The organism is Streptomyces sparsogenes subsp. cuspidosporus (assembly GCF_039532705.1).
Lineage (GTDB): Bacteria > Actinomycetota > Actinomycetes > Streptomycetales > Streptomycetaceae > Streptomyces > Streptomyces sparsogenes.
In genome coordinates this window covers 1-15692 of the sequence record NZ_BAAASD010000085.1, presented here as the reverse complement: position 1 = coordinate 15692, position 15692 = coordinate 1, and the positions used below count along the sequence as shown (strand labels likewise).

The window sequence follows — 15692 nt, the reverse complement described above, 5'->3', positions numbered from 1 at the left end:
TGCTGCGACGGACCGTTCGGCGCCGTCAGACCATTCGACGCACCGTCCTGGTTCACCGCCGAACCCCGCACCACCGCCAACACCTCATGCCCCAGACGCCGCGCGTCCGACAACCGCTCCACCAGCACCACGCCGACGCCCTCGGAGAACCCGGTGCCGTCCGCGGCCGCCGCGAACGCCTTGCAGCGGCCGTCCCGGGACAGCCCGCGCTGCCTGCTGAAGGACACCAGCAGCTTGGGGGTGGGCATGACCGCGACGCCGCCGACCACGGCCAGGGTGCACTCGCCCTGGCGCAGCGCCTGGACCGCCTGGTGCAGCGCCACCAGCGAGGACGAGCACGCCGTGTCCACCGTGACCGCGGGCCCCTCGAAGCCGAAGGCGTACGACACGCGGCCGGAGGCCACGCTGCTCGCGTTGCCGGTCAGCAGGTGGCCGTCGAGGCCGTCGTCGGGGGTGAACAGGTCGATGCCGTAGCCGGAGACGGCGCCGCCGACGAAGACGCCCGTCAGGGTGGAGCGCAGGCTCAGCGGGTCGATGCCCGCGCGCTCCAGCGCCTCCCAGGTGGTCTCCAGGAGCAGCCGCTGCTGCGGGTCCATGGCCAGCGCCTCGCGCGGCGAGATCCCGAAGAACTCCGCGTCGAAGTCCGCGACGTCGGCCAGGAATCCGGCCGTGCGGGTGTGGCAGGTGCCGGCGCGCTCCGGATCCGGGTCGAACAGGGCGTCCAGGTCCCAGCCCCGGTCGGTGGGGAAGTCGGTGAGCGCGTCGCGCTCCTCGGCGAGCAGCCGCCACAGGTCCTCGGGGGAGGCCACGCCGCCGGGGAGGCGGCAGCTCATGCCGACGATGGCGATGGGCTCGCCGTCGTCGGGGGCCGTGGCGGCGGTGGCGGGCCGCTCCGGGGCCGCGGGCGCGGTCCCGGGCAGCACCAGCGGCAGCAGGTGCGCGGTCAGCGCGAGGGGCGTGGGGTGGTCGAACACGGCGGTGACGGGGAGCCGTACGCCGGTGGCGGTGTTGAGGCGGTTGCGCAGTTCGACGGCGGTGAGCGAGTCGAAGCCCAGCGCCTTGAACGGCCGGTCGGCGCCGACCTCGCCGGCGTCGTCGTGTCCGAGCACGGCCGCGGCCTGGGCGCACACCAGTTCCACCAGGGTCCGCCGGCGCTCCGCCTCCGGGAGTGCGGCCAGCCGGTCGCCCAGTTCCGATGTGGCGCTCTCGGCCGCGGCCCGGGCGAGGGCCCGCCGCGTCCTGACCAGCCCGCGCAGCAGTGGGGGCACGGTGTCCGCCGTACGGGCCCTGGCCAGGTCGAGGACGATGGGCACGGTGAGCGCCCGGTCGAGCCCGAGCGCGGCGTCGAACAGGGCGAGTCCCGTCTCGGTGGACAGCGGCCGCACCCCGGTCCTGCCGATCCGCCGCAGGTCGATCTGGTCCAGTACACCGGTCATGGCGCTGGCGTCGGCCCACAGGCCCCAGGCCAGGGAGTGGGCGGGCAGGCCCCGGCCGCGGCGGTGCTGGGCGAGGGCGTCGAGGAACGCGTTGGCCGCCGCGTAGTTGGCCTGGCCCGGGGCGCCGAACACCCCGGCGGCGGAGGAGAACAGCACGAAGAAGGACAGGTCCGTGGTGAGTTCGTGCAGGTGCCAGGCGGCGTCGGCCTTGGGCCGCAGCACGGTGTCCAGCCGCTCCGGGGTCAGCGCGGACACCACGCCGTCGTCCAGGACGCCTGCCGTGTGCACCACGCCGCGCAGCCCCGGCAGTCCGGCGAGCAGTTCGGCGACCGCGTCCCGGTCGGCCATGTCGCAGGCCACGACGCGGGGTTCGGCGCCGAGCCCGGTGAGCTCGGCGGCCAGCTCGCGGGCGCCCGGGGCGTCCGTGCCGCGACGGCTGGTGAGCACCAGCTCGGTGACCCCGTGCTCGGTGACCAGGTGGCGGGCCACGGCGGCGCCGAGCACCCCGGTGCCGCCGGTGATCAGTACGGGACCCTCGCCGTCCCTCGGGAAGGGCGCGGGCTCGGCGTCGCGGACCCTGGCCAGCCTGGGCACCAGGGCGGTGCCCTCGCGGACGGCGATCTCCGGTTCACCGGCGGCCGCCGCGGCCGCGACGACGGCCGGCAGCGCCGCGAGCGAGGCGGCCGTGGTGTCGAGGTCGACCTGGACGAGCCGCCCGGGGTACTCGGCGGCCGCCGAGCGCACCAGGCCGCGCGCGGTCGCCGAGGCCACGTCGACGGGCTCGTCGGCGGAGGTCGCGGCGCCGCCGTGGGTGAGCACCACCAGGAGTACGGGTTCGAAGGCGTCGTCCGCCATCCAGGCGCGGACGGTCTCCAGGACCCGGGCGGCCGCGTCCCGCGCGGCCCGCGGAGTGCCGTCCTCGGCCCCCTCGGCGCGCGGCACGGTCAGGAACACGGTGTCCGGCGCGGGCTCCCGGCCCTCGCCGGCCACGGCCGCGCGCAGCTCGTCCAGGCCGGTGAAAACCACGGCGCCCTCCGGTGCCGGGCCCTCGCCCAGGAAGGCCGGGTTCCGGCCCTCCGGGGCCGCGGCGCCGCCCGGCAGCGGGGCCCAGGAGACCTCGTACAGCGAGGACAGGGCGTCCGGCGTGCCGGTGACCTCCGAGGTGTCCAGCGGTCGGGTCGTCATCCGCTCGACGGTGAGCACGGGGCGCCCCGTGGGGTCGGTCAGCAGCAGCTCGGCCGCGTCCGGCCCGGCGGGACGCAGCCGTATCCGTACCGCGGTGGCGCCGGTGGCGTGCGGCTCGACGCCCGTGAAGGCGACGGGGGACGCGCCCTCGGCCGGCTGCGTCGCGGCGTCCACCAGGGCGGGGTGCACGCAGAACCGCGCGGCGTCGCCGGCCGCGGACTCCGTCAGCTCGGCCTCGGCGAAGATCTCCTGGCCGCGGTGCCACACCCCGCGCAGGCCGCGGAAGTGCGGGCCGCGGTCGACTCCGGCGGCTGTCAGGCGCGCGTACAGCTCCTCGGGGTCGGCCGGGGTGGCGCCGGGTGGCGGCCAGGCGCCGGCCGGCGACGCGTCGGGGGTCGTGGCGCCGGTCGCGAGGCCGAGGGTGCCGGTGGCGTGCAGGGTCCAGGCGCGCTCCGGGTCGTCGGGCGCGTCGGCGTCGGCGAAGACCCGTACGCGGCGGCCGCCGCGCTCGTCCGGCGCGTCCACGACGACCTGGATGTCGACGCCCCTCGCGGCGCCGGGGGCGGCGTCGGGCAGCACCAGGGGCCGGTGCAGCTCCAGGTCGTCCAGCCGGTCGGCGCCCAGGTGGCCGCCGGTGTGCAGGGCCAGTTCGAGCAGGACGGCGGCGGGCACCACGGCACGTCCCGCGACCGTGTGGTCGGCGAGCCAGGGGTGGGAGTCGGTGCCCAGGCGGCCGGTGCAGACGTAGCCCTCGCCGTCGGCGAGCGCGATGCCCGCGGACAGCAGCGGGTGGCCGAGCGCGGACAGCCCGGCGCCGGCGACGTCCGCGGCGCCGCCCGAGCCGTCCAGCCAGTAGCGGCGGCGCTGGAAGGCGTAGGTGGGCAGGTCGACCCGCCCGGCCCCGGACCCGGCGAAGACCGCCTGCCAGTCCGGCTCGACGCCCCGGACCCACAGCTCCGCGAGCGCGGTCAGCAGCCGCCGAGGTCCGCCCTCGTCGCGGCGCAGGGTGCCCACCGCGACGACCTCGCTGCCCAGCGCGCCGCCGGTGTCCTCGACCGCCGCGGTCAGCACCGGGTGGGCGCTGACCTCGACGAAGACGGTGCTGCCCGCCCTGACGAGGGTCTGTACGGTGTCATGGAAGCGGACCGGCTCGCGCAGGTTGCGGTACCAGTACGCGACGTCGGCCGCGCCGTCCGCGAGGAGTTCGGCGGTGACGGTGGAGTACATCGGCACCCGGGCCGGGCGCGCGGTGGTGGGCGCGGCCAGCTCCAGCAGGGCCTCGCGCAACTGCTCGACCTGGGCGGTGTGGGAGGCGTAGTCCACCGGGATGCGGCGGGCGCGTATCCCGTCCCGCTCGCAGGTGGCCATCAGCTCGTCCAGCGACGCCGTCTCGCCGGCCACGACCGTGGACTGCGGGCCGTTGACGGTGGCGACGCCGATACGGCCGTCCCAGGGGGCGATGAGTTCCTCGGCCGCCTCCCGGGTCAGCGGCAGCGAGACCATGCCGCCCCGGCCCGCGAGCTCCCGGCCGATGAGCCGGCTGCGCAGGGCCACGATACGGGCCGCGTCCTCCAGCGAGAGCACGTCGGCGACGACGGCGGCGGCCAGTTCGCCCTGGGAGTGGCCCACCACGGCGGACGGCTCGATACCGTGCCGGCGCCACAGGTGTGCCAGGGAGACCATGACCGCCCACAGCAGGGGCTGGACCACGTCCACCCGCTCGAGGGACGGCGCCCCGGGCCGCTGCCTGAGCACGTCGAGCGGCGAGAAGTCGATGTGCGGCGCCAGGGCCGCCGCGCACTCCTCGAAGCGGGCCGCGAACGGCGGCGAGGCGTCCAGGAGTTCGGTGGCCATGCCCGCCCACTGGGCGCCCTGGCCGGGGAAGACGAACACCACGTCGGAGGGGGGTTCGCCGGACAGGACACCGGAGACGACGTCGGCGGCGGGCTCGCCGCTCTCCATGGCGGCCAGGCCCGCGGCGAGTTCCCCCAGGTCGCCGCCGAGCACCACGGCGCGGTGCTCCAGGCCCGCCCGTGTGGTGGCCAGGGACCAGCCGACGTCGGCGGTGGCCGCCCCCGAAGCGGCGGCGAACTCGCGCAGCCGGGCCGCCTGCGCACGCAGCCCGGCGGCCGATTGCCCGGAGACCGGCCAGGGCACCACGGCTCCGGCGGCCACCACCCCGGCGGGCGCCGGCTCCTCCACGGGCCCGCCCTCGGGCCCGGAGGAATCGACGGGCTCGGCGGGCTCGGCGGCGTCGGCGGGCTCGGCGGAATCGGCCGGCCCGGTGGCGTCGGCGGGCACGGCGGCCGGGGCCTCCTCGATGATGATGTGCGCGTTGGTGCCGCTCACCCCGAAGGAGGACACGGCGGCCCGGCGCGGCCGGCCGGTGTCCGGCCAGGGCCGGTTGTCGGTCACCAGCTCGACGGCGCCGGAGGCCCAGTCCACGTGGCGGGTGGCCTCGTCCACGTGCAGCGTCCTGGGGACCGTGCCGTGCCGCATGGCCTCGACCATCTTGATGACGCCCGCGACGCCCGCGGCCGCCTGGGTGTGGCCGATGTTGGACTTGACCGAGCCGAGCAGCACGGGGCGCTCCCGTGGCCGGTCCTTGCCGTAGGTGGCCAGCAGGGCGTCGGCCTCGATGGGGTCGCCGAGGGTGGTGCCGGTGCCGTGTGCCTCGACCACGTCCACATGGGCGGGGGCGAGCCCCGCGTCGGCCAGGGCCCGCCGGATGACGCGCTGCTGGGAGGGCCCGTTGGGCGCGGTCAGGCCGTTGGAGGCGCCGTCCTGGTTCACCGCGCTGCCCCGGATGACGGCCAGCACCGGGTGGCCGTTGCGGCGCGCGTCCGACAGCCGCTCCACCAGCAGCAGTCCGACGCCCTCGCCGAGGCCCGTGCCGTCCGCGCTGTCCGCGAAGGCGCGGCAGCGGCCGTCGCGGGAGAGCCCCTGCTGGCGGCTGAACTCGACGAACACCTCGGGGGTCGCCATGACCATCACCCCACCGGCGAGCGCCAGCGAGCACTCGCCGCGCCGCAGTGCGCTGACCGCCAGGTGCAGCGCCACCAGCGAGGACGAGCAGGCCGTGTCGACGGTGAGCGCCGGGCCCTCCAGGCCGAGGGTGTAGGAGATCCGCCCGGAGATGACGCTGTCGGCGCGCCCGGTGAGCAGATAGCCGTGCACCTCGTCGGGGGCCGTGGCCCGGTCGCCGTAGCCGTGGAAGCTGGAGCCCACGAAGACGCCGGTGTCGCTGCCGCGCAGCGCGGTGGGGGCGATGCCGGAGCGTTCGAGCAGCTCCCAGGAGGTCTCCAGGAGCAGCCGCTGCTGCGGGTCCATGGCCAGCGCCTCGCGCGGCGAGATCCCGAAGAGGGCGGCGTCGAACTCGGCCGCCTCGTGCAGGAACCCGCCCTCCGCCACGTACGAGGTGCCCGGGCGTTCGCCCGTCACGTCGAACTGACCCGCCACGTCCCAGCCGCGGTCGGCGGGGAGCGGGGAGATGGCGTCGGTGCCGTCGGCCACCAGCCGCCACAGCTCCTCGGGCGAGGCCACGCCCCCGGGGTAGCGGCAGCTCATGCCGACGATCGCCACCGGTTCGACGGCCGCCGACTCCACCTCGCGCAGCCGTGACTTGGTCTCCTTCAGCTCCGCGGTCACGCGCTTGAGATAGTCGAAGAGCTTCTCTTCATTCGCCATGGGGGACGGGTCCATCCTTCGCAGCACTGAAGTGGGCAGAGGTGTTCCGGGCGGGGTCAGGGGGCCGGCGCGCGGGGCGTCCGGCCGGTCCGGATCACGGCTCCCCCAGCTCTTCGTCGATCATCGCGAACACCTCGTCCTGGGAGGCGCCCGTCAGGTCCCAGCCCTGCCCGGAGGCGCCGCCCGACGTGACGACCGAGTCGGGGCTCACCCGGCGCAGCAGCTTCTCCAGCCGCTCGGCCACCTCTCCCCTGGCCGGGTCGTCGTCGCGCAGGCCGGCCAGCTCGGCGTCCAGGCGGTCCAGTTCGTCCAGGACCGGGCTGGTGGATGTCTCGTCGCCCAGCAGCAGGTCGTGGAGGTAGGCGACGAGGGCGGCGACCGTCGGGTAGTCGAAGATCAGGCCGGCGGGCAGCTTGTGGCCGACGGCCTTCCCGAGCCGGTTGCGCAGCTCCACCGCGGTCACCGAGTCCAGGCCCAGCTCGCCGAACGGCCGGGTGAGCGGCACCGATTCGCCTCCGTCGTGGCCCAGGACGGCCGCGGCGTGGCCACGGACCGCCTCGCGCAGCACCCGGTCCCGCTCCGTGCGGGCCAGGCCGCGCAGGCGCTCGGCCAGTGCGGGGCCCGATCGGCCGGCGGTGTCGCCCTGCCGGTCCGCCGCCGGTTCCCCGTGGCGGGCGACCTCCGGCAGGCCGTACAGCAGCGGGCTGGGCCGGGCGGCGGTGTAGGCGAGCCGGAACTTGTCCCACTCGATGTCCGCGAGGACCACGAAGGTGTCGTCCCCGGCCAGGGCCCGCTCCATGGCGAGCGTGGCACGCCGGGGGGACATGAGCGGCACCCCGTGCCTGCGGCGCAGGTCGGCGACGGCGTCCTGCTCCGCCATGCCGCCCTGGTCCCACGCGCCCCATCCGATGGAGGTCGCCACCTGCCCGTGGGCCCTGCGGTACCAGGCCAGTGCGTCCAGATAGGCGTTGCCGGGCGCGTAGTTGCCCTGGCCGGCGGCGCCGAAGGTGCCCGCGGTGGACGAGAAGAGCACGAACGCCGACAGGTCCGCGGCCGCGGTCAGCTCGTGCAGGTTCCAGGCGGCGCCGGCCTTCGACCGCAGCGCCGCCGCCACGCGGGGCAGGGTCAGTGTCTCCAGGGGGCCGTCGTCCAGGGCGGCCGCGGTGTGGAAGACCGCGGTCAGCGGCAGCTCGTCCGGGACGGTGGCCAGCGCGGCCGCCAGCGCCTCGCGGTCGCCCACGTCGCAGGACAGGATGGTCACCCGGGCGCCCGCTTCGGTCAGTTCGGCCCGCAGCCGATCGGCGCCCTCGGCCCGGGGGCCGCTCCGGCTCAGCAGCAGCAGGTGTTCGGCTCCCCGGGCCGCGAGCCGGCGCGCGAGGTGGCCGCCGAGGGCCCCGGTGCCGCCGGTGATGAGCACGGTGCCCTTGGGGGTCGGCCAGGTGTCGCCGCGGCCCGCGGAGGCCGCGGTGCGTACGAGCCTCCTGGCGCGTACGCCGGAGGGGCGCACCGCCAGTTGGTCCTCTCCCGACTCGCCGGACAGCAGCGCGCACAGCCGGTCGACGTCCCGCTCCCCGGGCTCGGCCGGCAGGTCGATCAGCCCGCCCCAGCGGTCGGGGTACTCCTGGGCCGCCACCCGGCCCAGTCCCCACACCATGGCCTGCCGGGGCCCGGTGAGTTCGCCGGGGCTCCCGGTGGTGACCGCGCCGCTGGTGACGCACCACAGCGGGGCCGTGACGGCGGAGGCGGCCAGGGCCTGGATCAGTCCCAGGGTGCGGGCGAAGCCGAGGGGCACGCCCGGGTGTGCCGGGTGGGATTCCTCGTCCCAGCCGGTCAGGGCGAGCACTCCGGCGGCCCGCTCGTGCCCGTCGAGGGCGCGCAGCCGCCCGGCGATCTCCTCCGGGTACGGGGCGTTCCCCGGCTCCCCGGTGTCCTCGGTCGGCTCCGCGGGGAGCGGGAGCCACTGGACAGCGCCGCCGCGGCGCTCGACGCCCGCGGCGATGGCGCGCACCGTCGGGTCGTCGGCGCGCTCCTCGGGGACGGCCAGCAGCCAGGTGCCGTCCAGCCGGTCCGGCGCCTCCGCCACCGGCACCCACTCGATCCCGTAGCGCCAGGCGTCCACGGCGGATTCCTCGCGCCGCTCCCGGTGCCAGGCGGAGAGGGCGGGCAGGACGGCGGCCAGCGAGGAGCGCACCGCGTCGTCCGCCACTCCCAGCTCGAAGGCGAGCCCGTCGGTGTCCCCGCCGTCCACCGCCGACCAGAACGCGCCGTCGGCGCCGGAGTCCGCCGTGCCCTCGGCGGGCGCGGGCGCGTCCAGCCAGTAGCGCTGCCGGTCGAAGGCGTAGGTGGGCAGGTCCACGGGCCGGCCGCCGTCGAGCGTGCTCGGCCAGTCCACCGGGGCCCCGGCCACGAAGAGTTCCGCCAGCCCGGTCAGCAGCCTGCCGCGGCCACCGTCGTCGCGCCGCAGGGTGCCGACGACCACGGGCCCGGGCGAGAGGTCCGCCAGGCTCTCCTCGATTCCGGAGGTCAGCACGGGGTGCGGACTGACCTCCACGAAGACGCCGTGGCCCGCGTCGGCCAGCGCCCGCACGGTCTGCTGGAAGCGGACGGGCTCGCGCAGGTTGCAGTACCAGTAGTCGGCATCCGCGCCGCCGTCCGCCAGAAGCTCCGCGGTGACCGTGGAGTACATCGGCACCTGGGCCGCGCGCGGCGCCACCGGCGCCGCCAGCTCCAGCAGGGCGTCCTTGATCGACTCCACCTGCGGGGTGTGCGAGCCGTAGTCCACCGGAATCCGGCGCGCCCGTGTCCCCTCCCGCTCACAGGCCGCCATCAGCTCGTCCAGCGCCGCGGCCTCACCCGCGACCACCGTGGACCGGGGACCGTTGACCGTCGCGACGCTGATCCGCCCCGTCCACGGCGCGATCAGCTCGTACGCCGCGGCCTCCGCCACCGGCAGCGACACCATGCCGCCCCGCCCGGCCAGCTCCCGCCCGATCAGCTGACTCCGCAACGCCACCACCCGCGCCGCGTCCTCGATCGACAGCACACCCGCCACCACAGCGGCCGCCAACTCACCCTGCGAATGCCCCACCACGGCAGCGGGCTCCACCCCGTGCGCACGCCACACCTGGGCGAGCGAGACCATCACCGCCCACAACACCGGCTGCACCACATCCACCCGCTCCAACGACGGCGCACCCGCACGCCCCCGCACCACATCCCCCGGCACCCAGTCCACATACGGCGCCAGCGCCGCAGCGCACTCCCCGAACCGCTCCGCGAACACCGGCGACGCGTCCAACAGCCCCGTCGCCATACCCGCCCACTGCGAACCCTGACCCGGGAAGACGAAGACGACCCTGGTGTCGCGGGCCGCGGTGCCCTGGACGACGCCGACGGTATCGTCACCTCGGCCGAACGCGGCCAGGCGGCCCAGCAGTTCCTCGCGGTCGCGGCCGATGACCACGGCGCGGTGCTCGAAGGTGGCGCGGGTGGTCGGCAGGGAGCGGGCGATGTCGACGGCGGCGACGGGGGCCGCGCTCACGTGTGCGTGGAGCCGGCGGGCCTGCTCGCGCAGGCTCTCCGGGCTCTTGGCGGAGATGGCCCACGGCAGGTCGGCGCCGGTGTCCTCGCTCGCCTGGGGCTCGGGTTCGGGCGCGTACTCGAGGATGGCGTGGGCGTTGGTGCCGCTGATGCCGAAGGAGGAGACGGCGGCCCGCCTCGGCCGGCCGGTCGTGGGCCACGGCACGGTCGCGTCGGCCAGCCGTACGCCGGAGGAGTCCCAGTCGATGTGCGGGGTGGGCTCGTCGATGTGCAGGGTCCGCGGCACGACGCCGTGGCGCAGGGCGAGCACCATCTTGATGACGCCCGCGATGCCCGCCGCGGCCTGGGTGTGGCCGATGTTCGACTTGACCGAGCCGAGCAGCAGCGGCCGGTCCTCGGGCCGGTCCCGGCCGTAGGTGGCGAGCAGGGCCTGGCCCTCGATCGGGTCGCCGAGCGGGGTGCCGGTGCCGTGCGCCTCGACGACGTCGATGTCGGAGGGGGCGAGCCCGGCGTTGCCGAGTGCCTGGCGGATGACCCGCTGCTGCGCGGGTCCGCTGGGCGCGGTGAGTCCGTTGGAGGCGCCGTCCTGGTTGAGCGCGGAACCGCGGAGCACCGCGAGGACGGGGTGCCCGTTGCGGCGCGCGTCCGACAGCCGCTCGACGACCACCATCCCGGCGCCTTCGGCGAACCCCATGCCGTTGGCCCCGGCGGAGAACGCCTTGCAGCGGCCGTCGGGCGACAGACCGCTGATCCGGCTGAACTCGACCATCGGGCGCGGGGTCGACATGACGGTGACGCCGCCGGCCACCGCCAGGGTGCAGTCGCCGTTGCGCAGGGCGTGGGCGGCCTGGTGCAGGGCCACCAGCGAGGAGGAGCACGCGGTGTCGACGGTGATCGCGGGGCCTTCCAGGCCGAGGGTGTAGGCGATGCGGCCGGAGGCGACGCTGTTGGCGCTGCCGTTGCCCAGGTAGCCCTCGTAGCCGCTGAGCAGGTCGGGGAAGCGCGCGGCGTAGTCGTTGTAGATCAGCCCGGTGAAGACGCCGGTCGGGGTGGAGCGCAGGGTGCCCGGGTCGATGCCGGCCCGTTCGAGCGCCTCCCAGGTGGTCTCCAGGAGCAGCCGCTGCTGCGGGTCGGTGGCCTGGGCCTCGCGGGGCGACATCCCGAAGAAGCCGGGGTCGAAGTCCGCCATCTCGTGCAGGAATCCGCCGACCTTGGCGAAGCGCAGGTCGGGGGCCTCGGGGTTGTGCAGGTCCACGCGGTCCCAGCCGCGGTCGGTGGGGTAGTCCCCCATGGCGTCGCGCTCGTCGGTGAGCAGCCGCCACAGTCCCTCGGGGGAGTCGACGCCGCCCGGGAAGCGGCAGCTCATGCCGATGATGGCGATCGGGTCGTCGTCGGGTGCCGCGGCCATGGCGGCGACCGGGGCCGCGCGGTCCGGTACGGTCCCGGTCTCCGCCCCGGGCCGCGCGTCCACCCCGAGCCGCGCGCCGACTTCGGCCGCGAGGGCCGCCGGGGTGGGGTGGTCGAAGACGGCGGTCACCGGCAGGCGCAGGCCGGTGGCGGAGCCGAGCCGGTTGCGCAGTTCGACGGCGGTCAGCGAGTCGAAGCCCATGTCGCGGAAGGCCCGGTCGAGCTCCACCGCTTCGGCGCCGCCGTGGCCGAGGACCACCGCGGCCTGGGTGCGCACCAGGTCGGTCAGCGCCCGGTCGCGTTCCGCCGGGGGCAGCGCGGCGAGCCGGTCGCGCAGCCCGTCTCCCCCGCCGGCCGGGGCGTTGGCGGCGGCGCGCTTGGCCGTGGTGCGTACGAGCGCCCGGAACAGCGGGGCCGAAGGCCGCTGTTCGCGCAGCGCCGCCAGGTCGAGGCGGAGGGGGACGGTGTGCGCGTACGGAAGGCGGACGGCGGCGTCGAACATGGCCAGGCCCTCGTCGGTGGCCAGCGGCCGGATGCCGATGCGGCGCATCCGGTCGAGGTCGGCGGTGCCCAGCGTGCCGGTCATCGCGCTGCGGTCGGCCCACAGCCCCCAGGCGAGGGAGTGCGCGGGGAGTCCTTGGGCGCGGCGTTCCGCGGCGAGGGCGTCGAGGAAGGAGTTCGCCGCCGCGTAGCCGGCCTGCCCGGCGGAGCCGAGTACGCCGGCGGCGGACGAGAACAGCGCGAAGAGCGCCAGGTCGCGGTCGCGGGTGAGTTCGTGCAGGTGCCAGGCCGCGTCCAGCTTGGGGCGCAGCACGGTCTCCAGCCGCTCGGGGGTCAGCGCGGTGACGACGCCGTCGTCCAGGGCACCCGCGGCGTGCACCACGCCGCACAGCCCGTCGAGCCCGTCCAGGAGCCGGCCGAGTGCCGCGCGGTCCGCGCCGTCGCAGGCCTCGACGCGTACGGTGGCGCCGAGGCCGGCCAGCTCGGTGACCAGCTCCCGGGCCCCCGGGGCCTCGGGGCCGCGGCGGCTGGTGAGCACCAGGTCGGTCACGCCGTGCTCGGTGACCAGGTGGCGGGCCACGGCGGAGCCGATCAGCCCGGTGCCGCCGGTGACCAGCACGGTGCCGTCGAGGGTGCCGCGCGGGTTGGTGAGGACGACCTTGCCGGTGTGGCGGGCCTGGCTCATGTGCCGGAAGGCCCGCGGTGCCTGGCGGGTGTCCCAGGCCGTGACCGGCAGCGGGGTGAGCGCGCCCCGGGCGAAGAGTTCGGCCAGGTCGGTGAGGATCGCGCCGAGCCGGTCGGCGCCGGCCTCCCCGAGGTCGAAGGCCCGGTACCGCACGCCGGGGTGGGCGGCGGCGACCTCGTCGGCGTCGCGGATGTCGGTCTTGCCCATCTCGACGAACCGGCCACCGCCCGGCAGGAGGCGCAGCGAGGCGTCCACGTACTCGCGGGCCAGGCTGTTGAGGACGACATCGACGCCGCGCCCCGCGCTCTGCGCCAGGAAGCGGTCCGCGAACTCCGTGCCGCGCGAGGACGCCAGCCGTTCGGCGGCGATGCCGGTGGCGCGCACCGTGGGCCACTTGGCCTCGCTCGCCGTCGCGTACACCTCGGCGCCCAGGTGCCGGGCCAGCTGTACGGCGGCCATGCCGACGCCACCGGCGGCCGCGTGCACCAGCAGCGATTCACCCTCGCGCAGCCCGGCGAGGTCGACCAGCGCGTAGTAGGCCGTCAGAAACGCGGCGGGCACGGAGGCCGCCTGGGCGAACGTCCAGCCGGCGGGCACCGGCACCAGCATGCGGCTGTCGGCCACCGCCAGCGGTCCGGCGTACGAGCCGGACAGCAGGCCCATGACGCGGTCGCCCACCGCGAGCCCGGTGACACCGGAGCCCACCTCGGTGACGACGCCCGCGCCCTCGCTGCCGAACAGCGCCTCGGTGTTCGGTACGACGCCCAGCGCCACGAGGACGTCCCGGAAGTTGACGCCGGTGGCGCGTACCGCCACGCGTACCTGGCCCTCTTCCAGGGGCGCCGCGGCGCGTGGCGCGGCCGCCAGGCGCAGCCCGTCCAGGGTGCCCCCGGTGTCCAGGTCCACACCCCAGACCGGCTCCTCGGGGACGGCCAGAGTGCCGGTGTCCGCGGGGACGACGCGGCCGAGCCGGGGCACGGACACCGCCCCGGAGCGTACGGCGACCGCGGGCTCGCCCGCGGTCTGCGCGCCGGCGACCGCGGCGGGCAGGGCGGCGCCGGACTCCGGCGCCCCGTCCAGGTCGATCAGCAGGAAGCGGTCGGGGTGTTCGGAGTACGCCGAGCGGACCAGGCCCTGCACCGCCGCGTGGCCCGGGTCGGGCCGCTCGCCGGGCGCCACGGCCGCGCCTCGGCGGGTCACCACGGCCAGCCTGGCCTCCTCCAGTTCGGGCAGGGCGAGCCACTCCCGGACGGTGGCGAGCACGGCGGCCAGCAGCTCTCGCGTCGCCGCGGGGGTGTCCGGGGTGCCCGAGATGTCCAGGGCGTCCGGGGCTTCCGGCCGCGGGCAGGGCAGGAGCACGGTCCGGGGTACGGGGGCACCGCCGCGGACACTCTCGGCGAGCGCGGCGAGATCCGGGTGGCGCGGCAGTTCGAGGCCCGGCACGGCCTCGCCCAGGACCGCCATCGGCCCGCGGGCGTCGGCGTCGCCGGGACCGCCGGGCAGCGGCGCCCAGGTGACCTGGTACAGCGAGTCCACTCGCCGGTCGGCGAGCGCGTCGGCGGCGAGCGGCCGGGAGGTGAGCGCGTCGATGGTGAGCACGGGCAGCCCGGTGTGGTCGGTGAGCCGTACCGAGAGGGTGTCGGCGCCCGTGGGAGTGAGCCGGACCCGGGCCGTGGTGGCCCCGGTGGCGTGGAGGCGGACCCCGGCGAAGGAGAACGGCATCAGCCGTTCGCCCTCGTCCTCCAGCAGGGTCACCAGGCGTGTCTGGAGCGCCGCGTCGAGCAGCGCGGGGTGCACCCCGAACCGCCCGGCGTCGCGCTCGGCGCCTTCCTCCAGCGCCACCTCGGCGAACAGTTCCTCGCCGCGCCGCCACACCGCGCGCATGCCCTGGAAGGCCGGGCCGTAGCCGTAGCCCCTGGCCGCCAGGCGCTCGTAGAGCCCGTCGATGTCCACGGCCTCCGCGCCGGGCGGGGGCCAGGCCGTGTCCACCGGGGTCGGCGCCTCGGCGGGCGCGGCGGTCAGCCATCCCTCGGCGTGGCAGATCCACTCGGCCCCGTCGTCCTCCTGGCCCGGCCGGTGCGCCCGGGAGTGCAGCCGCACCGCGCGCCGGCCCTGGTCGTCGGGCGTGTCGACGGCGACCTGGAGGTCGACCGCCGTGTCACCCGTCGGCACGGCCAGCGGGGCGTGCAGCACGAGTTCGTCCAGCAGCTCGCTGCCGACGCTCTCCCCCGCCCGCAACATCAGCTCCAGCACGGCGGCGCCCGGCACCAGCGCCCGGCCCGCCACGACGTGGTCGGCGAGCCAGGGGTGGGTGTGGAGGGAGATCCGGCCCGTGGAGACATGGCCCTCGCCGTCCGCGAGCGCTATGCCGGCCGCCAGCAGCGGGTGGCCGAGCGCGGACAGCCCGGCCCCCGCCACCTGCGTGGCGCCGGACGCCCCGGTCAGCCAGTAGTGGCGGCGCTGGAAGGCGTACGTGGGCAGCTCGATCCGACGGGCACCGGTGCCCGCGAACACCGCCTGCCAGCCGGGGACGACACCCCGCGCCCACAGGGCGGCCAGGGAGGTGAGGAAGCGCCTGCCGTCGCCCTGGTCCCGGCGCAGGGTGCCGCCCGCGAAGACGTCCACGCCCGCCTCCTCCCCGGTCTCCTCGACCGGGGACGTCAGCACCGGGTGCGGGCTCACCTCGACGAAGGTGGTGTGACCCGCCGCCACCAGCGCCTTGACGGTGTCGTGGAAGAGCACGGGCTCGCGCAGGTTGCGGTACCAGTAGCCGGCGTCGGCCGTGCCGTCGACCAGAAGCTCCGCGGTGACCGTGGAGTACATGGGTATGTCGCCCGACCGCGGGGTCACGGGGGCGGCCAGCTCCAGCAGGGCGTCCTTGATCAGCTCGACCTGTGGGGTGTGCGAGCCGTAGTCCACCGGAATCCGGCGCGCGTTGACGCCGTCCCGTTCGCAGGCGGCCATGAACTCGTCCAGCGCCGGGGCCTCACCGGCCACCACCGTGGACCGGGGACCGTTGACCGTCGCGACGCTGATCCGCCCCGTCCAGGGCTGGATCGACTCGGCCGCCTCGGCCTCCGCGAGCGGCACCGCGACCATGCCGCCCCGACCGGCCAGCTCCCGGCCGATCAGCTGACTCCGCAACGCCACCACCCGCGCCGCGTCCTCGATCGACAACACACCCGCCACCACAGCGGCCGCCAACTCACCCTGCGAATGCCCCACCACAGCGGCAGGCTCCACCCCATGCG

The 15692-nt window shown here is 76.3% G+C and carries 2 protein-coding genes; both read right to left on the bottom strand.

Annotated features, from left to right (window positions below):
• The coding region (locus ABFY07_RS41725; RefSeq protein WP_346179464.1) for a type I polyketide synthase at positions 1-6308 on the bottom strand (6308 nt) is incomplete at its 3' end.
• A gap of 94 nt (positions 6309-6402) precedes the next feature.
• Positions 6403-15684, bottom strand: coding sequence for a type I polyketide synthase (locus ABFY07_RS41720; protein WP_346179463.1), 9282 nt, complete (start codon positions 15682-15684; stop codon positions 6403-6405).
• Positions 15685-15692 lie beyond the last annotated feature (8 nt).